Source organism: Mangrovibacterium sp., assembly GCF_041596335.1.
Lineage (GTDB): Bacteria > Bacteroidota > Bacteroidia > Bacteroidales > Prolixibacteraceae > Mangrovibacterium.
Genome location: NZ_JBFHIT010000025.1, coordinates 22,839 through 49,264, shown reverse-complemented (window position 1 = coordinate 49,264; position 26,426 = coordinate 22,839). Strand labels below are relative to the sequence as shown.

At 44.1% G+C, this 26,426-nt stretch carries 21 protein-coding genes; 5 read left to right on the top strand and 16 right to left on the bottom strand.

Translation table 11 applies throughout. From position 1 onward, the window contains the following. Nucleotides 1-245: 245 nt before the first annotated feature. Together ABZD21_RS10565 and ybaK are read right to left on the bottom strand one after the other, a co-directional pair. On the bottom strand, nt 246-1,256 hold the full coding sequence (locus ABZD21_RS10565; RefSeq protein WP_372774951.1) for a fasciclin domain-containing protein: 1,011 nt from the start codon (nt 1,254-1,256) through the stop codon (nt 246-248). A 191-nt stretch (nt 1,257-1,447) separates the two neighbouring features. Further along, a complete protein-coding gene (gene ybaK, locus ABZD21_RS10560) occupies nt 1,448-1,927 on the bottom strand; it encodes a Cys-tRNA(Pro) deacylase (RefSeq protein WP_372774950.1) in 480 nt (159 codons plus the stop codon). Nucleotides 1,928-2,348: 421 nt separating this feature from the next. Here ybaK and ABZD21_RS10555 point away from each other — a divergent pair, with 421 nt between their 5' ends. Beyond that, nucleotides 2,349-2,867 (top strand): cold-shock protein, encoded by a 519-nt coding sequence (locus ABZD21_RS10555; protein WP_372774949.1) that lies wholly within the window; start codon nt 2,349-2,351, stop codon nt 2,865-2,867. Nucleotides 2,868-2,998: 131 nt separating this feature from the next. On the opposite strand, the gene ABZD21_RS10550 is transcribed toward ABZD21_RS10555, so the two are convergent. The 7 genes from ABZD21_RS10550 to ABZD21_RS10520 form a co-directional block, all read right to left on the bottom strand. Continuing rightward, nucleotides 2,999-3,763, bottom strand: coding sequence for a hypothetical protein (locus ABZD21_RS10550; protein WP_372774948.1), 765 nt, complete (start codon nt 3,761-3,763; stop codon nt 2,999-3,001). A gap of 124 nt (nt 3,764-3,887) precedes the next feature. Next, nucleotides 3,888-4,952: a 3-isopropylmalate dehydrogenase gene (gene leuB / locus ABZD21_RS10545; RefSeq protein ID WP_372774947.1), complete on the bottom strand. Its 1,065-nt coding sequence runs from the start codon at nt 4,950-4,952 to the stop codon at nt 3,888-3,890. A gap of 31 nt (nt 4,953-4,983) precedes the next feature. After that, complete coding sequence (locus tag ABZD21_RS10540; RefSeq protein WP_372774946.1) at nt 4,984-6,537, bottom strand: alpha-isopropylmalate synthase regulatory domain-containing protein; 1,554 nt, start codon at nt 6,535-6,537, stop codon at nt 4,984-4,986. A gap of 128 nt (nt 6,538-6,665) precedes the next feature. After that, complete coding sequence (leuD, locus tag ABZD21_RS10535) at nt 6,666-7,250, bottom strand: 3-isopropylmalate dehydratase small subunit (protein WP_372774945.1); 585 nt, start codon at nt 7,248-7,250, stop codon at nt 6,666-6,668. 71 nt (nt 7,251-7,321) lie between these two features. Continuing rightward, nucleotides 7,322-8,722 carry a 3-isopropylmalate dehydratase large subunit gene (leuC, locus tag ABZD21_RS10530; RefSeq protein WP_372774944.1) on the bottom strand — a complete coding sequence of 467 codons (1,401 nt, stop codon included), beginning with the start codon at nt 8,720-8,722 and terminating at the stop codon, nt 7,322-7,324. A gap of 92 nt (nt 8,723-8,814) precedes the next feature. Then, complete coding sequence (locus ABZD21_RS10525; RefSeq protein ID WP_372774943.1) at nt 8,815-10,314, bottom strand: 2-isopropylmalate synthase; 1,500 nt, start codon at nt 10,312-10,314, stop codon at nt 8,815-8,817. Nucleotides 10,315-10,945: 631 nt separating this feature from the next. Further along, nucleotides 10,946-12,475 carry a peptide MFS transporter gene (locus ABZD21_RS10520; protein WP_372774942.1) on the bottom strand — a complete coding sequence of 510 codons (1,530 nt, stop codon included), beginning with the start codon at nt 12,473-12,475 and terminating at the stop codon, nt 10,946-10,948. A 227-nt stretch (nt 12,476-12,702) separates the two neighbouring features. Here ABZD21_RS10520 and ABZD21_RS10515 point away from each other — a divergent pair, with 227 nt between their 5' ends. From ABZD21_RS10515 to ABZD21_RS10505, 3 genes are all read left to right on the top strand, one after another. Continuing rightward, entirely contained in the window at nt 12,703-14,217 is a 1,515-nt protein-coding gene (locus tag ABZD21_RS10515) for an NAD(P)H-hydrate dehydratase (RefSeq protein ID WP_372774941.1), read from the top strand. A 263-nt stretch (nt 14,218-14,480) separates the two neighbouring features. Next, entirely contained in the window at nt 14,481-15,575 is a 1,095-nt protein-coding gene (locus ABZD21_RS10510) for a DUF4831 family protein (protein WP_372774940.1), read from the top strand. Between the two features lie 187 nt (nt 15,576-15,762). Beyond that, a complete protein-coding gene (locus tag ABZD21_RS10505; RefSeq protein WP_372774939.1) occupies nt 15,763-17,283 on the top strand; it encodes an aminoacyl-histidine dipeptidase in 1,521 nt (506 codons plus the stop codon). 431 nt (nt 17,284-17,714) lie between these two features. Here ABZD21_RS10505 and ABZD21_RS10500 read toward each other — a convergent pair whose 3' ends face one another. From ABZD21_RS10500 to ABZD21_RS10485, 4 genes are all read right to left on the bottom strand, one after another. Then, nucleotides 17,715-18,404 carry a hypothetical protein gene (locus ABZD21_RS10500; RefSeq protein WP_372774938.1) on the bottom strand — a complete coding sequence of 230 codons (690 nt, stop codon included), beginning with the start codon at nt 18,402-18,404 and terminating at the stop codon, nt 17,715-17,717. A 71-nt stretch (nt 18,405-18,475) separates the two neighbouring features. Then, a complete protein-coding gene (locus ABZD21_RS10495; RefSeq protein ID WP_372774937.1) occupies nt 18,476-19,915 on the bottom strand; it encodes an NAD(P)(+) transhydrogenase (Re/Si-specific) subunit beta in 1,440 nt (479 codons plus the stop codon). A gap of 8 nt (nt 19,916-19,923) precedes the next feature. After that, nucleotides 19,924-20,238 (bottom strand): NAD(P) transhydrogenase subunit alpha, encoded by a 315-nt coding sequence (locus tag ABZD21_RS10490; RefSeq protein ID WP_372774936.1) that lies wholly within the window; start codon nt 20,236-20,238, stop codon nt 19,924-19,926. A gap of 2 nt (nt 20,239-20,240) precedes the next feature. After that, nucleotides 20,241-21,365: a Re/Si-specific NAD(P)(+) transhydrogenase subunit alpha gene (locus tag ABZD21_RS10485; protein ID WP_372774935.1), complete on the bottom strand. Its 1,125-nt coding sequence runs from the start codon at nt 21,363-21,365 to the stop codon at nt 20,241-20,243. A gap of 229 nt (nt 21,366-21,594) precedes the next feature. On the opposite strand from ABZD21_RS10485, the gene ABZD21_RS10480 reads away from it, so the two are divergent. After that, the gene (locus ABZD21_RS10480) at nt 21,595-22,197 is read left to right on the top strand and encodes a DUF4494 domain-containing protein (protein WP_372774934.1); all 603 of its coding nucleotides are present in this window, start codon (nt 21,595-21,597) and stop codon (nt 22,195-22,197) included. Between the two features lie 229 nt (nt 22,198-22,426). On the opposite strand, the gene typA is transcribed toward ABZD21_RS10480, so the two are convergent. The 3 genes from typA to ABZD21_RS10465 form a co-directional block, all read right to left on the bottom strand. Further along, on the bottom strand, nt 22,427-24,232 hold the full coding sequence (gene typA / locus ABZD21_RS10475) for a translational GTPase TypA (protein WP_372774933.1): 1,806 nt from the start codon (nt 24,230-24,232) through the stop codon (nt 22,427-22,429). Between the two features lie 251 nt (nt 24,233-24,483). Continuing rightward, nucleotides 24,484-25,059, bottom strand: a complete 576-nt coding sequence (locus ABZD21_RS10470; protein ID WP_372774932.1) for a hypothetical protein — start codon at nt 25,057-25,059, stop codon at nt 24,484-24,486. A 300-nt stretch (nt 25,060-25,359) separates the two neighbouring features. After that, nucleotides 25,360-26,184: an alpha/beta hydrolase-fold protein gene (locus ABZD21_RS10465; protein WP_372774931.1), complete on the bottom strand. Its 825-nt coding sequence runs from the start codon at nt 26,182-26,184 to the stop codon at nt 25,360-25,362. Nucleotides 26,185-26,426 lie beyond the last annotated feature (242 nt).

The following is a 26,426-nucleotide window of genomic DNA, read 5'->3' as shown; positions in this document are numbered from 1 at the left end:
TTGTTGTTATAATTTATCGGACCCACCAATATGAAGGTCTGACAAAATCAAGATTTACACAAAGTTCGCAAAATACATCGTTGGCCGGTAACTTTAAAATAAAAAAGATCGATTTAATGATTCCCTAACACTTCGCGAATCATTTGCGAGGCGAATTTTCCGCTAAAGTGCTGGTTTAATGAAGAAAGAGTTCTTCTGAATGAAAAACTCTTTCCGATAATCTATGTTTGTCGTGGCGTAAATTTTTAAGGCAACAGAACTTTGTCAATCACGTGAATGACACCGTTAGTAGCTTGAACATCAAGCAGCGTAGGAACAAGCCCCGATTCACGATTGTTAGCGTCCGTAATTTTCAGGGTCGAAGTATTTACGTTGAATGCTCCGTTCAGTGTTGTTACCGCTCCGGTGGTTAAATCAGAGCTAAATACACGACCGTCTACCACATGGTATAACAGCACTGCTTTCAATGTTGCGACATCAATGTCGTCCAGACTGTTGGCGTTTAACTCGGTCAACAAATTCGCAAATGCAGCGTTTGTAGGTGCAAAAACCGTAAACGGACCTCCGGTTTCAAGAGTCGTCTGCAAGTCGGCTTTAACAACAGCCTGCACTAATATCGAAAATTCAGGATCATAGCTTAAAGCGGTTTCAACCAGGTTCATCGACGGAGGTAACAGTACTTTGTCGATTATATGGATTACCCCATTCTTGGCACACAAATCGGCCAACATTACCATGGCGTTGTTAATCATTACATCACCGCTCAAGTCAACCATTAAGCCTGCACCGTTGATGGTGGACACGTAGCCATTCATTAGATCGGTAGACTTTACTTTGCCCGAAACAACGTGATAGAGTAAAATGGGCGTTAATTGGTCGGCTGTTAGGTCGTCGATACCATCAACTCCAAGAGTGGTAAACAGCATTTCGAACGCTTCATCGGTAGGTGCAAAAAGAGTAAGTTCTTCGGTTGCTACTGTAGTTGCTAAACCGGCTTTCACCACCGCTTGCGCCAGATGATTAAATTTTGGCATTTGGGCTTTGAGGACAGCGCTTTTCGCGTCATCGGTATAAAAATCACCAGGACTTGTTGTAATTTGTTCGAGTGAGGCTACAATATTGCCAGCTTCTTCCATCATGTCGTCCATGTCGTCATCGTCGTCGTCGCAACTCACTGTTCCAAAAGAAACAAATAGAACAGATAAGATCAGTAGGAAATAATTCCAATTCGATTGTTTTTTTACGATTGCTTTCATTGTGTTTTGTTTAAGTGTTTATAGGTAAAACGTAAACAAAACTAAATTGTTTAAGAAAAAACAATAAGAATTAAACAAAAATGAAAAATAAGAAGGAATTTTTGGCGAAATGATCGTTCCGTAAAAGCCAGACAGCCCGACAATAGGACTTTGTAGGCGATACGGAAAAAGAGAAATCTTTTATGAGATAATTAAGAAACTAATTGTTCGACAGTTGCATTACATATCCGAATCAGATCTTGGGGGTTCAGTTTTAATTGCGTGCCGCGTTTTCCGGCACTAACATAGATTGAGTTAAACTGCTGGCAGGAGTTGTGAATAAATACCGGGTAATTCTTTTTCATTCCGATAGGAGAGCACCCACCTCTGATGTAGCCCGTTAGAGGGAGAAGTTCTTTCATTGCGACCATTTCAGCCTTTTTGTTGCCCGAAGCTTTGGCCGCTAGTTTTAGGTCCAATTCTGTATCTCCCGGAATAACACAGACAAAAACTCCAGTGCTTGTTCCTCTTAATACCAGTGTTTTGAAAATCATCTTGATATTTTGTCCCATTTTTGCGGCTAAGGTTGTTGCACTCAGGTCTTGCTCGTCAACCTCATAGGTAATAAGTTCGTACTTTATTTTTTGCTTGTCGAGTAATCGTGATGCATTTGTTTTATCCGGGGTTTTCATTCAGAATTTTTTTGCAAAATTAAGAAACGAACACGTTGTTTTTAACACAAACACCAAATGAAAATAATTTTCAACAAGAAGTGAGTTCCATTTGGATTCAACAGAACGACAAATTTCACACGTAAGTAAATACAGCGAATGACCGGATCGTCAAAGCGCGTCAATATCGGGGGAGTTGATTCAGGGAGGAATGCTCTCTTTGTTCGGTGCTCAGGGCAATAGAGATTAAATGTCGAAATATTTGAGTATCTTTACGCATTAAGATTTGAAAATGGGTTTCCATCTGAGATGGTATTCGTTGATTCCCTCCTGTTGTCGTACTCTTTTTTGAATCCTTACATTGAATATTAACTTCGGGTTTTATTGGTTCGCCGATGGTCGCAAGATCATAATTTGAGCGAAGATATCCGGACTGTAACTTTTGGACCAAGTTCCTTACTTACTTCAAAGACAGGCCAAACCCGCCAAAAACGATAAATTATTTATGGGTAGATCACAAGAATCATTTCAAAAAAAAGAACTCCGTAACAAGAAAGAGAAAAAGAGAAAAGAAAAAGACGCAAAGCGATTAGCGCGTAAGGACAATGAAAAACCAAGCAGTCTGGATGATATGATTGCTTATGTTGATGAGAACGGCATGATTACAGATACTCCACCGGATCCGGATAAAAGGACTGAAATTAATGTGGAAGACATTGTCATTGGCGTTCCAAAAGAAGATCCAAATTTACAAGAAGATCCGATTCGAAAAGGTACGGTTACGTTCTTTAACGACGGCAAAGGGTTTGGTTTTATCCGTGATGGTGTAACACGTGAAAGTTTGTTTGTTCATGTCAACAACCTGATGGAACCAATCAAAGAAGGAAATGCCGTTTTGTACGAAATGGAAAGAGGCCCAAAAGGAATGGTCGCTGTTAACGTGAAAGTTGACCGAGGATAAAGAAGTTTAAAAGATACTAAATATAGGTCTTAAATTGAATTTAAGAAGGCAGGGCATTCGTTCTGCCTTTTTTGTTGCCTAAGGTTTTGTATACGTGAATGTTGGTTGTCGGCGATTTTTAACATGCCAATTTATGAGACAACGTTTTGCGTCGCTATTATTCGAATACTTTTCATCCTTTTCCAAGCCATTAAATTTCGTTTTTTATAAAACCATAGACAGCCCAGATCGAGCAAAAAGTAAAATAAACTGATGCCGCTGGGCGGGTTTGCACTCTTTAAAAATGGAATAACACCATAGGCCGTCTCTGGCCAACTCCAACATTTATAAGTTGTTCCTACTATTTCCAAAAAAGCAACCACCAAATACATGCTAAAGTAGAATAAACGTTCTCGCGGTTTATTCCGAAGAAGGTAGATCACGGCTAATGACATCAAAAAACCGAATACATCTTGCGCGAAAATCAAGAAAAGGGTGGAGTAAGCAACAATAAAAAAAGCGAGTATTTTTTCAAGTTGTTTACGATACGTTTTAACAATTGGTTTTTTGCAAAAATTCATCGTTGCGACTAGGACAATGGCATGTCCCAGAGGTACATAATGCGGCACATTGCCCAATCGGTAGGTGTACATCCCCAGAGCAATGGAAAACAAATATTCGCCCAGAAACCCGATAATTACCGCATAAAACATTTGCTCTCTGCTTCTTGAACCCGATCGGTAATATAAAAAGGCAAAAGCGAGTAGCATGACAATGGTTGCTAAATGCTGTTTGGGGACGTAAATATCTGGCATGAAATAGCTGTCCAAAAAAAGCCCGAACACAATAAATAGAAACAAATAACCCAGGGATTGAACGAAGGCTAAAAAAAGGCGTTTGGCTACAGAGATATCCATTTGGCAATAAAATACATGAATTTGCAATCTAGCAAAGCATAGGTGAGAGTTTACGAATCAACCTGAATGCTATAAAAGAGGCTACCCTTTCGGATAGCCTCTTCTGTGTTTTCGATGGAACAATTTACGCTTTTGCAATCCAGCCGGCGATCCAGTCGCCTACTTCCGATGTGCTATACGATTTTCCTTCAGCAATATCAACGGTAACAATTCCTTCAGCCATCGAAGCCGCAACAGCATCGCGAATTAGTTTTCCTTCGTCCATTAGGTTGAAGGCGTATTCAAACATCATAGCAGCAGAAAGGATTGTTGCAATAGGGTTCGCGATATTTTTACCTGCAGCTTGTGGGTAAGAACCGTGAATTGGTTCGAACACAGATGTGTGAATACCCATTGAAGCAGATGGTAACAAGCCTAGTGAACCCGTTATTACGCTGGCCTCGTCAGTCAGAATATCACCAAACATATTTTCGGTAACCATAACATCGAAGTTCTTCGGCCATTGAATAATCTGCATCGCGGCATTATCAACAAACATATATTCAGTGGTGATGTCCGGGTAGTTTGGCGCCATTTCCTGAGCTACTTCACGCCACAGGCGGGAGCTCTCCAAAACGTTGGCTTTGTCTACCACGGTTAATTTCTTGTTTCTTTTACCGGCGAATTCATATCCTAGTTTAAGAATACGTTCAACCTCTTCGCGCGTGTAGGTGCACGTGTCGAAAGCAGTATTGCCATTATCTTTCCGGCCTTTTTCTCCGAAGTAAATGCCACCGGTCAGCTCACGGATGGCCACAAAGTCAGCTCCTTCAACCAATTCGCGGCGCAGGGGTGATTTATGCAGCAATGACTCGAATGTTTCAACCGGACGAATGTTGGCATATAGGCCTAATTTCTTGCGCATCAACAAAAGTCCTTGTTCCGGACGAACGGTTGCTTTGGGATTATTGTCGAATTTAGGATCGCCAATTGCACCAAAAAGAACCGCGTCGGCTTTCATACAAACCTCGTGAGTCGTGTCAGGATATGGTTCACCAAGCTGATCGATTGCAGTTGCACCGGTTAGCGCAAACTCAAATTCCAATTCATGGTTGAATTTTTTAGCGATTGCTTTTACTGATTTCATGGCCTGATCAACAATCTCGGGGCCAATTCCGTCTCCGGGGAGAACAGCTAATTTTAACTTCATCTTTATCGGTGTTTCAAGTATATTTTTCGAATTATTCAACTTTATCGTTTACAGTATGCTCCAGTAAGTTGAGCATACGCATTGTTGCTTTGATAGCAGCCGCTGTTTGATCGGGTGCCAATCCGCGCGTTTTGAATTCCCGGTCTAACTCCCAAAGGATAACGGTTTCAACCAGAGCATCGGTATGCCCACCTGGGGGGATGGTGACCGAATAATCCAACAGGGTCGGGAACGGTTTCTTCAACTTTTTGTAGACACTTTTTACCGCTTTCATAAACGCGTCGTACAAACCATCGCCCGAGGAAAAGGCTTCGTATGATTTTCCGTTTATGTTGATACTAACCATTGCAGAGGGGCGCAGACCCATCGCATGCGTTAGGGCGTAGTTGTTAATGAAAATGCGTTGCTCAACGCTTTCCTGCAAAACATCGGCCACGATATAGGGGAGATCCTCTGCGGTAACAGTTTCTTTGTGGTCGGCCAGTTCAATAATGCGGTCTGTAACCTTTTTCAGCGCGTCCGGGCTTAGTTCAATTCCAAGGTCTTCAAGGTTTGCTTTTATGTTGGCTTTCCCCGAGGTTTTGCCCAGCGCATAACTGCGAATACGACCAAAACGTTCCGGAAGCAAGTCGTTGAAGTATAAGTTTTTCTTGTTGTCACCATCGGCATGGATGCCGCTGCATTGCGTGAACACAAACTCACCAATCAGCGGTTTGTTGGTTGGAATACGAATGCCTGAAAAGCTTTCCACTATTTTGGAGACACGATTCAGCATACTTTCGTTCACCTTGGTTTTCATGCCCATGTGATCCTTCACAGTCGCGATTACACTCGATAAGGGGGCATTCCCCGCGCGTTCGCCCAAGCCATTTACGGTGGTGTGCACGCAATCAATTCCGGCTTTAAGAGCGTGAAAGACGTTGGCAATAGCCAAATCGTAGTCGTTGTGCGCATGGAAATCAAATTTGACATCCGGGTAGGAGTCAATCATTTCTTTACAGAAGTCGTAAGTTTCGTCCGGATCCAGAATTCCAAGGGTGTCGGGCAGCATGATCCGCTGTATATTCATGTCTTTCAGTTTCGAAATCATGAAATGGACATACTCTCTGGAGTTACGCATTCCGTTTGACCAATCTTCCAGATAGACGTTGACCGTTATTCCCAGTTCAGTTGCGTAGTCAATTGATTTTTGAATATCGGCGATATGCTCTTCAGGAGTCTTTCGCAACTGGTGAGTCACGTGGTTTAACGACCCCTTGCACAATAGGTTGATTACTTTGCCTCCGGCCCGGTGAATCCAGTCCAGAGAGGTCTTCCCATCAACGAATCCCAGGATTTCGAGTCGGTTTAGATGACCTTTTTCCGCTCCCCATTGCATGATTCGTTGGGCTGCCTTGAATTCGCCTTCAGAAACCCTCGCTGAGGCAATTTCAATCCGGTCAACTTTCACGTCTTCCAATAGCACTTTGGCCACGCTGAGTTTCTCTGTATCGGAAAATGATACACCTGAAGTTTGCTCACCATCGCGCAAGGTGGTGTCCATAATCTGAAGTTGACGCTTGTCAATTGCGACTGATTTTACCATCGTGTTTGTGTGTTTTTCCGTTATGCCTTCAATTAACATTGTTCAAATTGGCGTGCCTAAAGCCAATTTGGAATAGAAAAGCAGAGATTGCCACAAGTTTAATGGGGGTATCTCTGCTTTTGGGAGCATTATTTTTCAAATGCAGTGATCTGGTCTTTCAGGCTGACAAGATAATCGATATCGTCGAGCCCGTTTTGCAGGCAATGCTTCTTGTAGGGGTTTATATCGAATGTTTCAGACTCTCCGGTTGCTTTAATCGTAAAGGTTTGGCTGGGGAGATCGACTTCGAATTCCGCTTTCGGATCCGCTTCGGTTGCTGCAAATATTTTTTCCAGAAAAGCAGGGCTAACCACGACCGGAAGTAGCCCGTTGTTGAGTGCATTTCCTTTGAAAATGTCGGCAAAAAAGCTGGAAACAACGACACGGAAGCCATAATCATAAATGGCCCAGGCAGCGTGTTCCCGACTCGATCCGCTTCCAAAGTTTTTTGCGCCAACCAAAATTTTGCCACGATACTTCGCATCGTTCAGCGGAAAATCTGCAATCGGTTGGTTGCTTTTGTCGTAACGCCAGTCGCGGAACAGGTTGTCACCAAATCCTTTGCGTTCAACAGCTTTAAGGAATCGTGCCGGAATAATCTGGTCAGTATCCACGTTTTCAATCGGCAGTGGAACAGCCGGAGATACTATTTTTGAAAATTTATCGTAAGCCATGTCTCAATATTAGAATGTTAGAATAAAAGACGATTAGGGTTTAGAATGATTTTTTATAAAACTCTAATCTTCTACAAAAATTCGCGTGGGTCGGTAATTACTCCGGTAATTGCTGCTGCTGCTGCAGTAAGCGGGCTTGCCAGCAAGGTGCGGGCTCCCGGTCCCTGGCGACCTTCGAAATTCCGGTTTGAAGTAGATACGGAGTATTTTCCTTCAGGAATTTTATCATCATTCATAGCCAAACAAGCTGAACATCCCGGTTGGCGTAAAGCCATTCCGGCTGCTTCGAAGATTTTATCCAATCCTTCAGCAATAATTTCTGATTCAACAGCTTTAGAACCCGGAACCAGCCAAACGATAACATTGTCAGCTTTTTGTTTGCCTTTCACGAATTCGGCGAAAGCGCGGAAGTCTTCGATACGACCATTCGTACAGCTTCCCAGGAAGACGTAGTCTACTTTTTTACCTTTCATCGCATCACCAGGGGTGAAATCCATATATTTCAATGATTTCAGGAAGGTTGTTTTGTCGGTTCCTTCCATATCGTTCCCGGTTGGGATGGTTTGGCTGATGCCAACGCCCATGCCCGGGTTTGTTCCATAGGTGATCATCGGTTCGATGTCGGCAGCATCAAATGTCATTTCGGTGTCGAATTTGGCACCTTCGTCCGATTTTAATGTTTCCCAGTATGCAACGGCTTTGTCCCACGCTTCGCCTTTTGGCGCAAACTGCCGTCCTTTTACGTAGTTGATGGTGGTCTCGTCCGGGGCGATCATACCGCCGCGGGCGCCACTTTCAATACTCAGGTTGCACAGCGTCATGCGGCCTTCCATGCTCAGGCTTGTAATCGCAGAGCCGGCGTATTCGATAAAGTGTCCGGTACCACCGCTGGTTGTAATTTTGGAGATAATATAAAGTGCAATGTCTTTAGCAGTTACCCCTTTGCTCAATGTTCCGTTAACGGTGATGCGCATTTTCTTAGGTTTTGGCTGCATAATACACTGGCTGGCTAATACCATTTCAACCTCGCTGGTGCCAATCCCGAAGGCAATAGCGCCGAAAGCACCATGAGTCGACGTGTGACTATCGCCGCAAACGATCGTCATTCCGGGTTGTGTTAAGCCCATTTCAGGCCCGATAATGTGCACAACGCCGTGACCATCGGTTCCGAGGCCGTAGTGTGTGATGCCACTTTCTTCGCAGTTTTTCTTCAGCATTTCAACCTGGTTGCGCGACAACTCATCTTTGATGCTCAAATTTTGATTGATAGTTGGTACGTTATGGTCGGGAGTTGCTGTGGTTTGATCCGGGCGGAACACTTTCAGTCCGCGGGTTTTTAGGCCCAAAAATGCGACAGGGCTGGTCACTTCATGGATAAAGTGACGGTCGATATATAATACATTTGGGCCACCTTCAACTTGCTTCACTACGTGAGCATCCCATATTTTATCAAATAATGTTTTAGCTTCCATAAAGTTATTTTTTCATCGTTGCTGCATCAGAAATGATGCAGCGCTCAAGAGTATTTATTTTTATTTGATGTAATTCTTACTTGACAACAATACTATACTTTCATCTTATTTACAGCATCTAAGAATGCTTCAACCGATGCAGTAATGATGTCAGTATGAGCTCCGAATCCGTAATATTTTACCCCATCGAAATCCAATTCCATATGAACTTTGCCGATATCGTCGCTTCCTTTGGTGATTGCCTGAATCAGAAATTCTTCCAAAACAACCTGACGTTTCACGATTTGCTTCACCGCGCTGATTGCAGCGTCAACCGGTCCGTTGCCGGAAGCAGTCGCGTCGAATTTTTCACCTGCGATATCCAGGCGTACTGAAGCCATTGGAGTTAAGGTTTTTCCGGTTACCACTTGTAAGAAATCCAGTTTAATTCGGCGGTCTTTTTTCTCGGTGTCGTCAATCAATAAGACAACATCGTCGTCGCGAATATCTTTTTTCTTGTCAGCCAGTTCCAAAAACTTCTCGTAAACTTCATCAAGTTTCTCTTTGTTCAGTTCGTATCCCAGCACTTCCATGCGGTGTTTCAGGGCTGCGCGTCCGCTACGGGCAGTCAGTACAATTGACGATTCGTTGATTCCAACCTCCACTGGGTCGATAATCTCGTAGTTTTCGCGGTTTTTCAAAACCCCGTCCTGGTGAATACCCGAAGAGTGCGCGAACGCGTTACGTCCAACAATCGCCTTGTTTGGCTGCACCGGCATATTCATCAGATTGGAAACCATGCGGCTGGTTTTGTATATGTTTTTCGTATTGATATTGGTGTCAATTCCCAATACTTTGTAGCGGCTTTTCAGAGTCATTACCACTTCTTCAAGCGACGTGTTTCCGGCACGTTCGCCAATACCGTTGATGGTAACTTCAGCCTGGCGGGCACCGTTAATAATTCCCGAAATCGTGTTGGCAGTAGCCATCCCCAAGTCGTTGTGACAGTGTGTAGCAATGATGGCGTTGTGAACTCCTTTCACATTGTCCATCAGGTATTTAATTTTTTCGCCGAACTCATAAGGCATGGTGTAGCCGGTCGTGTCCGGAATGTTCACAACAGTCGCTCCCGCTTTAATAACGGCTTCAACTACGCGGGCCAGATATTCGTTTTCAGTACGTCCCGCATCTTCAGCGTAAAACTCAACGTCTTCAACATATCTTTTGGCATATTTTACAGCACGAACAGCACGCTCAATAATTTCATCCTGATTGGAGTTGAGTTTGTGGTGAATGTGGTAGAATGAGGTTCCAATTCCGGTGTGAATACGACCTTTTTTGGCGTATTTGAGAGATTCGGCGGCAACATCAATATCTTTTTCTACTGCACGGGTTAGGGCGCAAATGGTTGGCCAGGTCACCGCTTTTGAAATTTCGACAACTGATTTGAAGTCTCCCGGGCTTGAAATCGGGAATCCAGCTTCAATCACGTCAACTCCTAATTCCTCCAACGCTCTGGCCACTTCAATCTTCTCAACTGTGTTTAACTGACACCCCGGGACTTGCTCCCCATCTCTTAATGTGGTATCAAAAATGTACAATCTGTCGCTCATGATGAAATGATTTGTTTTATAATCTGTTACTTATTTTTATACATCAAAAAAGCCACTCTCTGCTGAGAATGGCTCTATGTTATCTTTTATAATTAAATACACCCATACCATTCTCAATCGTGCATCCAGAGTAGAATACCGAGAAGAATACCGAGAATAGAAATGGTGCTAAATTTTGTCATCCTTGAAAAGATTTCGTGCAAATATGACAATTAAATTTTAAACTGAAAATATTTGCCTTGTTTATTTTATAATTCTAAAGAAAAAGATTCGAAAAACTTATGGCGCATAAACTGTTTGCGACCTGTAAATTTGCTAATCAGTTTGTATAAACGCTGGTGCCTGAAAAAAGTTTAATGCCGATCGAATCTTTTGTGACATTAATTTCTCAGGAAAGCCTTCAGTCTGTTAATTTTTCGGTTAAATACCATTGGAGCATCTATGTTCGGTATTGTGAATTTTATTTGAAGACCTTGTGTTCTGGCGTGGGTGAAAGTCCCCAGTTAACAGCCTTGCTTTGTTATATTGGCTAAGCTATAAAAGCAGCTGGTAAAACCGATATGTGGGTGGGACATCAAAAAAGCCCGCCAAAATATTGACGGGCTGAAGGATGTATTATATCGTGTGTCGCTTATTTAATTCCGTGCATCATTCGTTTCAGCCAAGGTGAAAGAATGACCAAAATAACCGCGATAACGGTAGATTGGATGGCAATTAGCCAGAATACCTGGATTTCGGTTCCTATGGCATCCTGAAGTTGCAGCGAGATTGCTTTCATTTGAGAAGCAACAAAGTTACCCGCAGCAAAAGAGCCCATCCAAACACCCATCATGGTTGAAACCAGTTTGGGAGGAGATAGTTTGGTTACCATTGAAAGGCCAATTGGAGACAGGCAAAGCTCACCAAAAGTGTGCAGCAGAAATACGAAGCACAACCAAAGCGGGCTAACCAATGTAACTTCATCACCCGACGTTGATTTGGTGTAGGCAATTGCCATGACAACAAAGCCAAGAGCAAGCATAATCATTCCCCAGGCAAACTTCATCGGGGTGTTCGGGTTTAATTTTCTCTTGTCCAGCACGGTCCATAAAATGCTGAAAATTGGTGCAAAGATTACAATGTAAATGGCATTGACACTTTGAAACCAGGTTGCCGGAATTTCCCAGCTACCAATCATTCGCTGGGTATTGTCGCGAGCAAAGATGTTAAATGTTGTACCAGCTTGTTCGAACCCACTCCAGAAGAAAATGTTGAACAGAGCTAATACCAGAATAACGCCAACCCGCGACCATTCCGTTTTTCCGGTTGTACCTTTAAAAATACTTGAAACCAGGTAGGCTAAAGCAGCTATTCCAACAACATAGATAATGGTTTTGCTTACGGCTGATGGCAGCGCATTCCATCCCAGTATAATAGCGAAGACCAGTGCAACAACACCGACAACATAGGTCAGGATGTTACCCCAGTCGGATAAGGCTAAACGAACGCGTTCTGATTTAACTTTCGGTGGCATTCCAATATGGCCCAAGGTATGACTGCGGAAAAAGAACCAAAGTGTACCGATCAGCATTCCAACTCCGGCTGAAAGGAAGCCATATTGCCACGCAACTTGTTCTCCCAGTTTCCCCGCAACAAGAGGCGATAGAAACGCGCCAATATTAATCCCCATGTAGAAGATGGTAAAACCACCGTCTTTTCGTGGGTCGTTGTTGTCGTACAATTCGCCCACCATGGTCGAAATGTTTGGTTTGAAGAATCCATTACCGGCAATTAAGATACCCAAGCCGGCAAAGAACAAAGTTTGACGGAATCCGGCATCAGCTCCATCGCCGTGAAGCCATGCACTGGCAGCCAGCAGCAACTGACCGATTGCCATCGTAATACCACCGATGTAGATGGATTTACGTTGTCCGAGTACTTTGTCGGCCAAAATACCGCCAATAATTGGGGTTACATAAACCAAGCCGGTGAAAATACCATAGATGGTAAATGCGTCAAGTTCGGCCATCTCGAATCCACCCGAGGCAAAAGTGGCCGTCAGGAAAAGGACCAATAAGGCTCTCATGCCGTAGTAGCTGAACCGTTCCCACATTTCACTGGCGAACAGTGTAGACAAACCAATCGGATGCCCAAAGAATGCTTTGCTCTTATCTAAACTCATATTTCAGGATAAATTTATTTTTAAAGGCTCAAAAATATTAATTAATGATCAGTAATTTGTTGAATGATGTCATGCTTTTTATATTCTTACAGGATAAAATGATCAGATTTAAAGATATTTTTCTGAATTTTGATAGAAGTAGTCCATTTTTAGTCGCAAGTTAATGCTTAATCGCACTGATGAACTGAGAACGTAAGGTCTACAAAAAGCTTAAATATTCCGGAACGATGAATAAACTATTTTCAAGTAATCAAATCGCTTCACTCGATCAATACACGATTCAGCATGAGCCGATCTCCGATATCGATTTAATGGAGCGGGCGTCGCTTCAAATTGTAAATTGGGTGATTCGGCAAATCTCAAATGAACGGACACTCTGCTTTTTTGCTGGCCCGGGTAATAATGGAGGAGATGCCATGGCCATTGCCCGTATATTGGCAGACCACGATTATGCTTGCCGACTTTTTTTGCTCGACTATGGAAAGCCGCTTAAAGGTGCTCCCGCGATCAACCTGGAACGGTTGCAAAAACAAGAAAAAGTTGAGGTTTCTGTTCTTCGTTCCGAAGACAATTTCCCGCTTATTGCAGGGGCGGATTTGATTGTCGATGGCTTGTTTGGGTCGGGCTTGAACCGGCCGTTGGAAGGTTTGGCAGCATCATTGGTTCGCCATTTAAATAGCTCAAAGGCTGAAAAACTTGCGATCGATATTCCCAGCGGTTTGTTTGGCGATAACAACAAGGGAAATAATTCGCTGAATATTGTTCATGCGGATTTTACGCTGAGTTTTCAGTTTCCGAAATTGAGTTTTTTGTTTGCCGAGAACGAACGATTTCTGGGACGGTGGGAGGTTTTGCCTATCGGATTACACCCCGAAGCGATTGATCGAACACAAACACCTTTCTATTTTTGCGATCAGGCGGATGTGGCGTCCTTGCTAAAAAGACGTTCGCGTTTTGCCCACAAAGGCACTTTTGGTCATGCTTTGTTGATTGCCGGCGCCTATGGGAAGATGGGGGCGGCTGTTCTGGCTTCCAAGGCCTGCTTGCGTTCCGGTGTTGGTTTGTTGACGGCACATGTTCCTCACTCCGGATTTCCAATCTTGCAAGTTGCTGTTCCCGAAGCAATGTGCTCGATTGACGCGTCCGATTTAATGTTTACTGAATTTCCAAGCCTTGCGCCATTTTCAGCCGTTGGAGTTGGGCCTGGCTTGGGTACTAAAAGCAACTCGCAGCGCGCTTTGCGTAACTTGTTGTTGGCAAAGCCCGCTGCATTGGTTTTGGATGCCGATGCGCTTAATATATTGGCGCTGCACCCCGATTGGTTTGAGTTACTGCCTGAAAATTGCATTCTGACTCCACATCCAAAAGAGTTCGAGCGCCTTGCCGGAAGCTCTGCCGATTCATATGAACAACTGGAAAAGCAACGTGCTTTTTCTGAAAGATATCGGGTAATCGTTGTGTTGAAAGGAGCATTCACTGCTGTAAGTTTCCCTGATGGGGAAGTTTTTTTCAACACAACCGGTAACAATGGAATGGCTACAGCTGGCAGCGGCGATGTGCTTACTGGTGTTATTCTGGGCTTGCTGGCTCAGGGATACGTTCCTAAAGATGCCGCTTTGTTGTCGGTTTTTTTACATGGAAGAGCAGGCGATATCGCAGCCGAATACTGCGGCCCCGAAGCGCTATTGTCGGGCGATATTACCGAGTGTTTGGGAGAAGCGTTTTTAAGCCTGAAGTCTTGATTTTATTCCGGTGGTTTGAGTCGAGAATATCGTCGTTGGTGCGTGCCAGACTTTCGATAGCCTGGATTTTCGCTCATTTATCTGTTTCGTGCTAACAAATTTTAAGAGAAAATTCTAGCACTTTTGGCAGGCTATTCACTACTTTTGGGCAACTTGCCGATGCTCAACAATGCGTTCTGTTCAATCTGCAATTGAATGTGGCTTTGGTTGAGGCACAGCAAAGAATTACCAGTTGGAAATAAGCATGATAAAAACAAGAAAACATGAAAGTCAGAATTAGTTTACTCTTCCTTTTTATTGCATTGGCGTTTCAATCCCAAGCGCAACGAACCGATAAAAATGTTGTTCCGGTAATGACTGATGGAATGGCCTACAGCCTTCCACGTACGGGAATCAGGATATATGTTACAGCAACCCGTGAAAAATTGATTGCCGGACCTTACGCTCAATATGCCGATGCCTTGTTGGGACTAAAGAATGCTCCGACTGCCGATAGTGAAAAGTGGAACATAACCGATGTGCAAATCGAGACGTTTAGTGAAGCCGATCCTCAGCAAACTTATAAAGCGAAAGGTTTGATCGGAGCACAGGTGAGTCTGACTGCCGATGGTTTATTGGCCGGAATAAACGCTCCGGCAGAAATAGGCAGTTCGTATGCTCCGGTGACAACGTTTTTGGAAGATCAGCCAATACCGGATTTTCCATTTACCGATTTGTCAATGAATCCGTTTTTTGAAAAACCTGATTCAGCCAGGGCCAATGTCATTGTCGCGAAATCATTGCAAATGAAAGCCGAAGAAGCAGCCCATAGTATTACAAAGTTGAGAAAACGTCGGTTTAAAACGTTGGCGAATGCCTATGATGAACAACTTCCTGATGGAGAAGCGTATGGCGTGATGGTGGAAGAGTTGGATAAGCTGGAGCAGGAATATGTCGGTCTTTTTATTGGTAAAACCTACTCCGGAACGTATCACTACGCTTTCGATTTTATTCCCGGCGAGAATTCGGTTTCAGGCGAAGTGGTGTTTCGCTTTTCGGAAAGCAAAGGCGTTTTGCCTAAAACAGACCTGACAGGCAAACCAATGCAAATAGAACTGAAGAAATTAGACGAGCTAAGCACAGCTCAGTCGAAGCTTAAGTCGAATGTTCCGGGTGCAGGCTCAAGTAGTATTTACTATCGTACGCCGGGGAAAGCCGAGTTGCGTTTAATGAACGGGGTCAGTTTAATTGCGCTCACGCGGTTGGATATTGCCCAGTTTGGAACTGTTTTGCCTGTGCCGGAAGAATTGCTTGATGGTTCGTATTCCATAAAATTTCACCCAAGTACCGGAGCCATAAAAAGTATTGGTGCAAAATAAACTGAACCGGATGCCCGGTTCTTGGTTTTATTTGTTGTAGTTCGGAGAGGTATTCATTAATTATTTGAAAAAAAAACAGAGCGTGATGGATTTAATTCAGCCAGTCGATTTCCCGATTAACTAGTGAAGGTCCTGTTTTGCCGGTATTCTTCGAACATAAAATTAAAAATCAAAAAAAACATATACCATGAATAATGAAATCAGTAATCTCGAACCCAAAGCGCTATGGGAAAATTTTTATGCGTTGACACAAATTCCGCGCCCTTCACATTACGAAGAAAAAGTACAGGAGTTTGTTTTCAATTTTGGCGTGAATTTAGGGTTGGAAACGCTGAAAGATGATAGTGGAAATATTATCATTCGAAAGCCTGCTACTGCCGGGTTTGAAGATCGCAAAGGGGTAATACTGCAAGCCCATTTGGATATGGTGCCCCAAAAAAACAGCGATAAGAAACACGATTTTGCGACTGACCCGATTGAAACCTATGTGGATGAAGATTGGGTGAAAGCAAATGGGACAACCTTGGGTGCCGATAATGGAATTGGAGCAGCTGCTGCTATGGCCGTTTTAGCTGCAAAAAATCTGGAACATGGGCCAATTGAGGCACTATTTACCGCGACTGAAGAGACGGGAATGGACGGTGCTGAAGGATTGAAAGCCGGCATTATGCAAGGTGAAATTATGCTGAACACAGATTCAGAAGATGAAGGTGAATTATATGTGGGATGTGCCGGTGGCGAAGATTTAACGGTCGAATTTCAATATAAGAAGAAAGAGATGCCTAAGAATCTGATTGGAGGCCGCTTGAGTGTAACAGGACTGAAGGGAGGTCACTCCGGGATGGATATTATTTTGCAGCGCGCCAATGCCAATAAGGTTTTTTTCCGCCTACTAAACATTGCACACGAAAAATGTGGTGTCCGCTTAATTAGCATCGATGGAGGTAGTTTGCGCAACGCCATCCCCCGCGAAGCATTTGGGCTTGTCGCGGTGAAAAAGAAAAAATGGGAAAAGCTTGTCCGTTTGGTGAAAAAAGAAGCCAAAATCATTTGCAAAGAATTTGAGTTGACCGAACCGGACATGAAGATTCTGTTGGAGCCTGAAGATGCCATTGCCAAATTAATTGACAAACGTACCCAAATTCACCTGACTAAATCAATTTTAGCCTGCCCAAATGGGGTTATTCGTATGTCGGATGGCATGCCCGGATTGGTGGAAACCTCGACCAATTTGGCTGTAGTGAAATCGGATGCCAAACACAAAACAATTCGTTTGCAGTTTTTAATGCGTAGCTCTGTCGATAGCGTTAAAGCCGATTTGGGAAATCGAATGAAAGCCCTTTTCTCTCTGGCGGGAGGCAAGGTTAAGTTTAGCGGAGCTTATCCGGGATGGAACCCCAATATGGAGTCTCCAATCCTTAAGACAATGCTGGCTACGTATGAGAAAAAGTATGGCAAAGTGCCGGAAATTAAGGCGATTCATGCCGGCCTGGAGTGTGGTATTTTGGGCGGAACATACCCAAACTGGGATATGATCTCCTTTGGGCCTACAATTCGTTTTCCACATTCGCCCGATGAGAAGGTGAATATTCCATCGGTTGCCAAGTTCTGGGATTTTCTGGTTGAGACCTTAAAAAATATTCCGGTAAAGGACGTTGAAATAGCCACCAAAGAGGATTCGGAGGAAGATGAGGATTCTGAAGTTTAACGAACAAAATTGAAATAAATAGCAAGTGATCCGGCCACCTTTGGTCGGATCACTTCTTGTTTTGACCTACTATTAAATTCATCGTTGGAAAGCGGAAGCCAATTCCCCAGAGGACTTAAATTGGGCAAAACGAACCGCCTTGGGTAACAGGGAAATAAATGCCAAAGCCAACAGGGCAATTCCAATCGTTCCCGGCGTAACTCCGAACAAACAATCTGTGGCAATGACTAGACCGACAGCTAAGTGAGCTGTTGGATCTGTTAAGATGATGTTGTCCTAGTAAGGATCGCTGGAATTGTGATTGTTTGCCTGCGATCGACCATTCCTTTTTAAGTCGATAGGTTCCCTCCCAAAATGTGCCTTTTCACGAAATGAGAGAATTAATAGACTGTCTTTTTTCGGGATTGGAACTAATAGGTTCCAGCCCGTTTTTAGTCGTTGAAAATGAAGAATCCAAGTCCTCCCGGGTCGCGGATGATGATGTTGTCAACAATACCTTTTTCATTGAAGGCAGTGATTTCCTCGGTGATCGGAATCTTTAGTTCGCGAATTTGTTGAATGATTTCCGGGTTGCTTTCGCCGTTAAAGTAACTCAGCGAGGGGTTAAAGAAGAGGTGAGGGCAGTTTAGAACTTTTAAGATTGAGACTGGAAATCCATCTTTGCTGATCAAGCTAATCCATCCCTGAGTAGCGGATTTGTGTTGTATCTTGAATCCGATTTTTAGCCAAATAGCCAGCGACTTTTCAATGTCAGTAGTTTCCAACGTTAATCCTGCGAAATTTCCCAGTACAGATGGTTGCACGGCTGTTGTATCGTATCCCCGGGGCGCATCACATTCTTCAAGGTAAATCATGCATCCCGATGTGTCGCTCAATAGAAAGCCTGTTTGGGTCTGAATCACATTGGTTATTTCCTGCAGTTCATTGGCGATCGAACGCCAGTTCTCGGCGAAGATTCTGATGCCTGCTCTTGCATATCGATCCGGGTTGATTTCAATGATGACCTTCCCGTCGGTGAAAGCTGCAATGTTGTTCAGGTCGATTAAATCGAACTTTAACTGCGAATAAAATTCAATACTGTCCGCCAGTTTATTTGTTGGTGTTTGAATCGTACATCTCATAATGTTAGAGCTTTGTATTTGAGGAAAAGCGTTGTTTGGAATGAAACCACCGGCAGATACTGAAAGTTCAGCTATAAGTTTTTTATTTCACTCACCAGTTTTTGCAGTGTGTCTTTCGCGTTTCCAAAGAGCAATCGGGTTTTTTCGCCAAAAAAAAGTTCGTTTTCAATGCCTGCATATCCTTTTCCGCGTCCGCGTTTCATAACGATTATGTTTTTTGCTTCATGCGCACGTATGATGGGCATTCCGGCAATTGGACTTCCGGGATCGTTTATCGCGGCCGGGTTCACCACATCGTTGGCTCCAATTACAATCACCACATCAGTGTTGGGCAAGTCCGGGTTAATGGTTTCCATTTCGACTAATTGACCATAGGGAACATCGGCTTCAGCCAACAAAACATTCATATGGCCCGGCATTCGACCGGCTACGGGGTGGATGGCATAGCGAACATTGACACCTTTGTTGGACAGCAGTGAGTCCAGCTCGTGGCAAACATGTTGAGCCTGAGCAACCGCCAAGCCGTATCCCGGAACTATGACCACCGATTGGGAGTAGCTCATTAATACAGCAGCATCGCTGAGTGTCATTTCCTTCATCTCTCCCTGATCGGTCGTTGCCGCTGAAGTTCCACCACCGAAAGCGCCGATGATTACATTCAAAAGTGAGCGATTCATAGCTTTACACATCAAAACAGTGAGGATTGTTCCGGCAGCACCAACCAATATGCCACCTAAAATCATGGCTTGGTTGTGGTAAATAAATCCGGCCATGGCAGCAGCAATTCCCGTAAAACTATTCAGTAATGAAATGACGACCGGCATGTCGGCTCCGCCAATGGGCATCACGAACAGAATGCCGTAAAGTAACGAAAGTACCATCAATAAATAGATGGCCCAATTGAGAGCAGAAGGTGTTTGGTTCGAAAAAAGCATCCATGTCGCCAGGCCGAACGTAACGGCCATTAGCAGCATATTGACATATTTCATCAATCCGGAACGAATGTCACCAATTTTGCCATCCAGTTTCCCAAATGCGATCATGCTACCACTGAATGCGACAGCTCCGATGATCATGCCCAGCAAGGTCACTAAAACTGAGCCTTTGTGGCTCATGTCGACATTCGGAAATTCGAGCAAAGCAACCAACATGGAGGCTGCACCACCCGTGGCATTATAGAGTGAAACCAATTGAGGCATGGCTGTCATCTTAATTTTTCGGGCAACAATCCAACCAATGACAGAGCCAAGTCCAATCGCGGCCAAAATTATCCAGACATTCGCCATAGGAATCGCCCGACCACTATCTGTTTTGTGAAGCAGTAAGGTTGTCAGCATTCCCAGAAGCATACCGGCAGCAGCCCACAAATTTCCGCGGCGCGCTGTTTCGGGGTGGCTAAGTAATTTTAGTCCAAACACAAACATAAGAGCAGCAACCAGGTAGCTTAGTTCGAGTATTGTTTCGCCCAAGGTAAAAGGTGTACCATTTAGCGTTCTGATTATTTGATCCATACCGCCTCCTATTTTTTCTTCTTTTTGAACATTTCGAGCATACGATCGGTCACCACAAAACCACCAACTACGTTGAGGGTGGCAAACAAAATGGCGAGAATTCCGAGGATGAGCTCCAGCGAAATTTTGCCGGCGTCGGCATGTCCAACTAAAATAATACCGCCGATAATAATAACTCCGCTGATGGCATTGGCTCCCGACATGAGTGGCGTATGCAAAACGGAAGGTACGTTGGAGATTACTTCAATGCCCAGAAAAACGGAGAGGGCAATGATGAAAATGGCTTCCTTATAGGTAAAGAAAAATTGAAGTACTGATTCCATGATTAGTCGATTACCGATTTAATACGTTCGTTTATTAGTTCACCTTCGTGGGTGATGCAGGTTCCTCTGACGATCTCATCGTCAAAATCAAGTTTGAGGTTTCCTTCTTCGTCGATGAGTAGTTCAAGAAAATTACTGACATTTTTGCCAAACATTTTGCTGGCATCTTTAGGCATTTGCGCTGCGTAGTTGGATTGGCCGATGATGGAGACACCATGTTTTACCACCAGTTTGTTGTCTTCGCTAAGTTCGCAATTGCCACCTGTTGACGAAGCTAAATCGATGATTACAGAGCCTGGCTGCATGCTGGCTACAACGTCCTTTGAAATAAGCAACGGCGCTTTTCGCCCGGGGATCTGGGCGGTGCAGATCACCACATTGGCTTTGGCTGCATGCCGGTTGATTGCCTCCTGCTGCTTACGCTTGTAAGCTTCAGATTGCTCAACGGCATAACCTCCAGCCGCTGCATCTTCTGTTGCCCCTTCAACTTCGACAAAACGAGCCCCCAGACTCATCACCTCTTCTTTTACTGCCGACCGAACATCGAATGCTTCGACTTGCGCGCCTAATTTTCGGGCAATGGCAATGGCTTGCAATCCGGCAACTCCGGCTCCCAGAATGAGCACATTCGCCGGGCGGATGGTTCCGGCAGCCGATATAAACATGGGGAAGAAAGAGGGGAGGTGATTGGCTGCTTCCAGCACCGATTTGTACCCGGCAATGGTGGCCATCGACGATAGCACATCCATGGCCTGTGCCCGGGTTGTTCGGGGAACAGCATCCATGCTGAAACTGGTGATGCCCGCTTTTTGAAATTCTTTGACGAGATTCTTATTCCACAGAGGTTTGTATTCACTCAGCCAAACCTGGCCTTTCTTAAGCTGTTTAATGAGCGAGAGCTCCGGTTCGCCCACAAGAACCAGCAGATCGGCTTTGTCAATGACTTGCTCACGGGCCAGAACTTCAGCTCCGGCTTCGGTGAATTCACTGTCGGTTGCAAAGGCTTCGGTTCCGGCTCCGCTTTCAAGTACGACCTTTGCCTTGCGGGCTACGAGCATTTTGATGTTTTCAGGCAGAAGTGCCACCCGGCGTTCAGGTAAGGCATCTTTTAGGACTCCAATAATCATAGGCTTGAATCTTAAAGTTGCGAAATTGTGTCCGTTGCAGATTGATTCTACTAATTTAACGAACCTTGAGGAGTAGGCAAATCTTTACGGCTGCTGTTCAGCTACTTTTCAACCGATATATTTGCTCAGAAAAACTTAAAAACCGGATTTTTGTGGATAATTAATCTTGAAAAAGGGGAGCTTAGTCGACAAAGAAAATATCTTTGTGAGCTGATTAAAAAAGAATAACATGCAAACTTGGTTCGAAGTAAAAGTTAAATATGTGAAGGTTGATCAGGATGGACGTGAACGCAAAGTGGGCGAGTCGTACCTGGTTGACGCGGTGTCATTTACCGATGCCGAAGCACGGATTATTCAGCAAATGCAGCAGATTATCCGTGGTGAGTTTCAGATTGACAACATCAAAAAATCAAATATCGTTGAGATCTATCCGGCTGAAAGCGGGGAGTTTTGGTACAAAGCGCGCATAGCCATTGTAACAATCGATGAGAAAGCGGGAAAAGAGAAGAAGGTGAATAACTACTTCCTGGTAGCTGCCGACGATTTTAAAGAAGCGCTTCAGCGGCTCGAAGAAGGTCTGTCGTACATTTTGGTTCCTTATCACACCACATCGATGACTTTGAGTAATATCGTTGATGTGTTCCCTTATTTTGCAGATGACCAGAAGCAGCAAGTTCCGCCACATTTGAAACCGGTTGCCCCGCAAAAGGAATCAATTGATGACTTGTTGGCCTCTGAAGAATTTGAAGAAAGTGAAGAGGATGATGAGGCTAATTTCGACGATGATCCGCCGATAGCTGATGGCGAAATCGATGACGATAATAACGCGTAAAAATACAGACCCGTCTGATTCTCTCAGGCGGGTCTGCTTTTTTAGAGGTTACCACAGAATAAATATTGCTGCATAAATGCAGTTCTTTCGTTTAGTCCACAGTTTTATGTACGTCGTTTCTTCAATTGGGTTTTCGAAAACGAACAAAAAGGAAAGCGATTAAAGTCATTTTGCAGACTTTAATCGCTTTTATCTTGCGTACTGATCGTTGTCAGTACTTGACTATCGATTAGTAGAGGATTTTTCCGCCACGTTTGCGTTCGGCTTCTTTCAGCCAAATTTTCCGCATACGAAGTGACTTTGGCGTTACTTCCAGGTATTCGTCGTTGCCAATGTATTCGAGCGCTTCTTCCAGACTGAATACAGTTGGGGGAGCTAAACGAACTTTATCGTCAGATCCTGACGCACGCATGTTAGTCAGCTTTTTCGATTGAGTTACGTTCACCACGATATCGTCGGCACGGCTATTTTCGCCAATAACCATTCCTTCGTACACCTCGGCACCCGGTTCAATGAAGAATTTACCACGATCCTGCAACTTGCCAAGTGCGTAGGCGAATGTTGTTCCAGGTTCTTTTGCAATCAACGATCCGTTGCTACGGCCATCAATTGTCCCTTTCATGGGTTGGTATTCAATAAATCGGTGAGTCATGACAGCTTCACCGGCTGTTGCTGTTAACATGTTGGTACGCAGGCCGATGATACCACGTGAAGGAATCAAAAATTCCAGGTGGATACGGTCGCCTTTGCGTTCCATATTTTGCATTTCACCTTTGCGGATCGTTACCATCTCTACAACTTTACCGCTGTACTCGTCCGGAACGTCAACGTGCATTTCTTCGATTGGCTCACATTTGATGCCGCCAATTTCTTTGAACAACACTTTAGGTTGACCAACCTGAATTTCATATCCTTCACGGCGCATGGTTTCAATTAAAACCGATAAGTGAAGAACACCGCGACCATAAACAGTAAAAGAGTCGGCTGTTTCAGATTGTTGAACGCGCAGAGCCAGGTTTTTTTCCAGCTCTTTTTCCAAACGGTCTTTCAAGTGACGTGAAGTCACAAATTTTCCTTCTTTACCAAAGAATGGAGAATCATTGATGGTGAAAACCATGCTCATTGTTGGTTCGTCTACTGCAATCGGATCCAATGGTTCCGGATTTTCAATATCGCAGATTGAATCGCCAATGTCGAATCCTTCGATTCCAACTAAGGCACAAATGTCACCATCGTGCATTGATTGCACTTTCTGACGACCTAAGCCGGAGAATGTATGGATTTCTTTAATCCGGCTACGTTTTACCGAGCCGTCGCGTTTTGCCAGGGCAACTTGCATGCCTTCTTTCAACTCTCCACGGTGAATACGGCCAATCGCAATACGGCCAACGTAGGATGAGTAATCCAAAGAAGTAATCAGCATTTGGGGTGTCCCCATGTTTTCTTTCGGAGCGGGAATATATTCCAGGATCGCGTCAAGCAATGGCTCAATGCTGTCAGTCTTCACGGCTAAATCATTGGTCATCCAGCCTTCTTTTGCCGATCCGTAGATGGTTGGGAAATCCAACTGTTCTTCGGTTGCATCCAAGCTAAACATCAGGTCGAAAACCTGTTCGTGAACTTCGTCAGGGCGACAGTTTGGCTTGTCAACCTTATTAACAACAACGATTGGTTTAAGTCCAAGCGCTAAGGCTTTCGACAATACAAATCGGGTTTGTGGCATTGTACCTTCAAAGGCATCGGCCAGCAAAAGTACACCATCGGCCATATTCAACACACGCTCAACCTCTCCGCCAAAGTCGGCGTGGCCAGGGGTGTCAATAATGTTAATCTTGATATCTTTGTAAGTCACCGAAACGTTCTTTGCCAGAATTGTAATTCCGCGTTCGCGTTCCAGGTCATTATTATCAAGGATCAGGTCGTCATGTTTTTCATGAGCCTTTACGATGTTACAATAGTAAATCATTTTGTCGACCAGTGTAGTTTTCCCGTGGTCAACGTGCGCGATAATCGCGATGTTTCTAATCTTCTGCATATAATCTCCAAAATTGGTGGCGCAAAGATAGTTTTATTTCGATAGCAGCTACTTTGCTTGAATATTTATTGACACTAACTTAACAGGTTGAACGAAATATGGGTTATAATCGATTTCTCGCACGGTTCGGGTGGGTAATTCATCGGCTTTTTGATCTGTTCCTACCATCCTAAATACGTCCGGTTTAACGCGTTGCTGTCGTACGCAATTCAGATCGCTATCAATAGTGTCCGGATAATGGAGGAGACGTATTATTTAAATAGCTCTTCCGGACTCACCGGAGGTGGAACCACATTGCGGATTGGTTTGGTGCTTTTTAGGTAGGTATACATTGCTTTCAGATCCTCGTCGGAAAGGTTGGCGTAATTTTGCCAAGGCATCGGAGGTAGCAGTTTGCGCGTTCCCGCAAGACCTTTAAATTGACCTTCGCGCATGGCCATGACAAATTGTTCTTCAGTCCAGGTTCCAATTCCCGAATCGTCGGATGAGATGTTTCCGGCATAGGAGATTCCCCACGGTCCGACGGCTGCAGTAAAGCTCAAGTTAAAAAGAGCCCAGTCTGCAAGAGCATCGTTATTTACTTTAGCGGTGAGATCACCTTCAATATGGCCGGCAAAACGGGTTGCCGGATCCGGAATCAAGCCCTGATCCGTCATCATTTTCGGGCTGTGGCAATCGTCGCATCCAATGCTTGAAACCAGATAACGACCTCTTTCAATCAATTCTAATTCAGTTAAGGATTCATCATTCAGTTCTTTCTTTTCGCTCTGAGACGTGCAGCTGGTTAATCCGATTAGGAGTAACATGGTTGATATTAGCAGTTTCATAGATCGTGTAATTTAAGTGAAGTATTCAAATAAAAAGTAATCGACAGATTATTCGGATGTTAGACGTCCGAATAAGAGATGGTATTGTCTGCTAATACGTTCGAATTAGAATGAAGTTATCCAGGAGCGGAAATTATATTCGGTTGGTTTGAAAAAGGAAGGGGTATACGAACGTTAAAATTCAGAAAAAAAACCGTTCTGGTTGGGCAAATAGCGGATGCAGGAGCATGTAAGTTCGCTTTCGTGTTTTGAACCGGTAGTCCGAAGAATTGGAACAAACAGTCGAAAATGGCAGCGGTTCTAAAATGAACCCGCTTTATGAGGTTCAAAAAGCTTCAGCGCCTCGGTGCCGGGAGTGGCTAAATCCAGGCCGGCTAATTGGATTTTTTCGATTGGTTTTACCGAATTTTCATCTTCCTCGTTTAATGGGCGACGGGTAAACTGCGAAAGCCAGGTGTAAAGTTCGTTGTCGTCATACACCCGATGCAGGTCGTGGCCCTTCGCCGAAAGGCGGGAGTATTTTATCAGCGAATCATGCTCTTTAATCGCGTTTACCATTTGATCGGAGCGAAGAACAGGAACCAATCGATCCTGAACGCCATGAAATACCCAGATTGGAATGTGAAAAAGATTCTCAGCCCATTCGGTTTTTCCACCGCCACACAAGGGGGCAATGGCTGCAAAACGGTTTGGATAACGGTTGGCCAACTCCCAGGTACCGAATCCGCCCAAACTCATTCCGGTGAGATAAATCCGGTCGTTGTCAACCCGGTATTGGGTATTTAGTTCTGTCATTAGGGTATCCATCCAATTTTCGCTGGCCCAGTTCTTTCCCCAGGGGCATTGCGGTGCAATCACAATAAAGTCGAGTTTTTTCCCGCGGTCGAGAAAGAAAGGTAAGCCGTAGGTTCTCACTCGGTTAAGGTTAGAGCCAGACACAGATCGCCCGTGTAAGTATATAATTACCGGGTATAAGTCACTTTTCGTACTATCGTAGCTTGCGGGTATATAGGTAAGGTAGTTGTATCTGACTTTATTTTCCGATGATTGTGCAGACAGTTCTACAACAGCAACAACCAGAAATAGAAGAAGGCAGAGATTGAACTTTAGGAAACTCATTTTCATATAAATGATCTGTTTTATCTGGAGACGAAAATAGTAAACGAATCAATTGGCAAATCGACATTAACAATCATTAGCTAAAAATACCTTTTAAATTTCCTGCTGACTTGTGTTAAGTGTCAGTATAATAGGGTTTTGGGGGTCGGTATTCTTGTGCTCATATTTTTTACAATTTGATTGTCAGCTCAAAAATGTTTGTACATTTGCCCCCATTCATGTCTATCTTTTTTCGTTCTGGATGTTTG

Excerpts from the sequence above, each read along its gene's own strand:
- ABZD21_RS10565 (WP_372774951.1), bottom strand. The coding sequence starts at position 1,256 with ATGAAAGCAATCGTAAAAAAACAATCGAATTGGAATTATTTCCTACTG.
- ybaK (WP_372774950.1), bottom strand. The coding sequence starts at position 1,927 with ATGAAAACCCCGGATAAAACAAATGCATCACGATTACTCGACAAGCAA.
- ABZD21_RS10550 (WP_372774948.1), bottom strand. The coding sequence starts at position 3,763 with ATGGATATCTCTGTAGCCAAACGCCTTTTTTTAGCCTTCGTTCAATCC.
- leuB (WP_372774947.1), bottom strand. The coding sequence starts at position 4,952 with ATGAAGTTAAAATTAGCTGTTCTCCCCGGAGACGGAATTGGCCCCGAG.
- ABZD21_RS10540 (WP_372774946.1), bottom strand. The coding sequence starts at position 6,537 with ATGGTAAAATCAGTCGCAATTGACAAGCGTCAACTTCAGATTATGGAC.
- leuD (WP_372774945.1), bottom strand. The coding sequence starts at position 7,250 with ATGGCTTACGATAAATTTTCAAAAATAGTATCTCCGGCTGTTCCACTG.
- leuC (WP_372774944.1), bottom strand. The coding sequence starts at position 8,722 with ATGGAAGCTAAAACATTATTTGATAAAATATGGGATGCTCACGTAGTG.
- ABZD21_RS10525 (WP_372774943.1), bottom strand. The coding sequence starts at position 10,314 with ATGAGCGACAGATTGTACATTTTTGATACCACATTAAGAGATGGGGAG.
- ABZD21_RS10520 (WP_372774942.1), bottom strand. The coding sequence starts at position 12,475 with ATGAGTTTAGATAAGAGCAAAGCATTCTTTGGGCATCCGATTGGTTTG.
- ABZD21_RS10515 (WP_372774941.1), top strand. The coding sequence starts at position 12,703 with ATGAATAAACTATTTTCAAGTAATCAAATCGCTTCACTCGATCAATAC.
- ABZD21_RS10510 (WP_372774940.1), top strand. The coding sequence starts at position 14,481 with ATGAAAGTCAGAATTAGTTTACTCTTCCTTTTTATTGCATTGGCGTTT.
- ABZD21_RS10505 (WP_372774939.1), top strand. The coding sequence starts at position 15,763 with ATGAATAATGAAATCAGTAATCTCGAACCCAAAGCGCTATGGGAAAAT.
- ABZD21_RS10500 (WP_372774938.1), bottom strand. The coding sequence starts at position 18,404 with ATGAGATGTACGATTCAAACACCAACAAATAAACTGGCGGACAGTATT.
- ABZD21_RS10495 (WP_372774937.1), bottom strand. The coding sequence starts at position 19,915 with ATGGATCAAATAATCAGAACGCTAAATGGTACACCTTTTACCTTGGGC.
- ABZD21_RS10490 (WP_372774936.1), bottom strand. The coding sequence starts at position 20,238 with ATGGAATCAGTACTTCAATTTTTCTTTACCTATAAGGAAGCCATTTTC.
- ABZD21_RS10485 (WP_372774935.1), bottom strand. The coding sequence starts at position 21,365 with ATGATTATTGGAGTCCTAAAAGATGCCTTACCTGAACGCCGGGTGGCA.
- ABZD21_RS10480 (WP_372774934.1), top strand. The coding sequence starts at position 21,595 with ATGCAAACTTGGTTCGAAGTAAAAGTTAAATATGTGAAGGTTGATCAG.
- typA (WP_372774933.1), bottom strand. The coding sequence starts at position 24,232 with ATGCAGAAGATTAGAAACATCGCGATTATCGCGCACGTTGACCACGGG.
- ABZD21_RS10470 (WP_372774932.1), bottom strand. The coding sequence starts at position 25,059 with ATGAAACTGCTAATATCAACCATGTTACTCCTAATCGGATTAACCAGC.
- ABZD21_RS10465 (WP_372774931.1), bottom strand. The coding sequence starts at position 26,184 with ATGAAAATGAGTTTCCTAAAGTTCAATCTCTGCCTTCTTCTATTTCTG.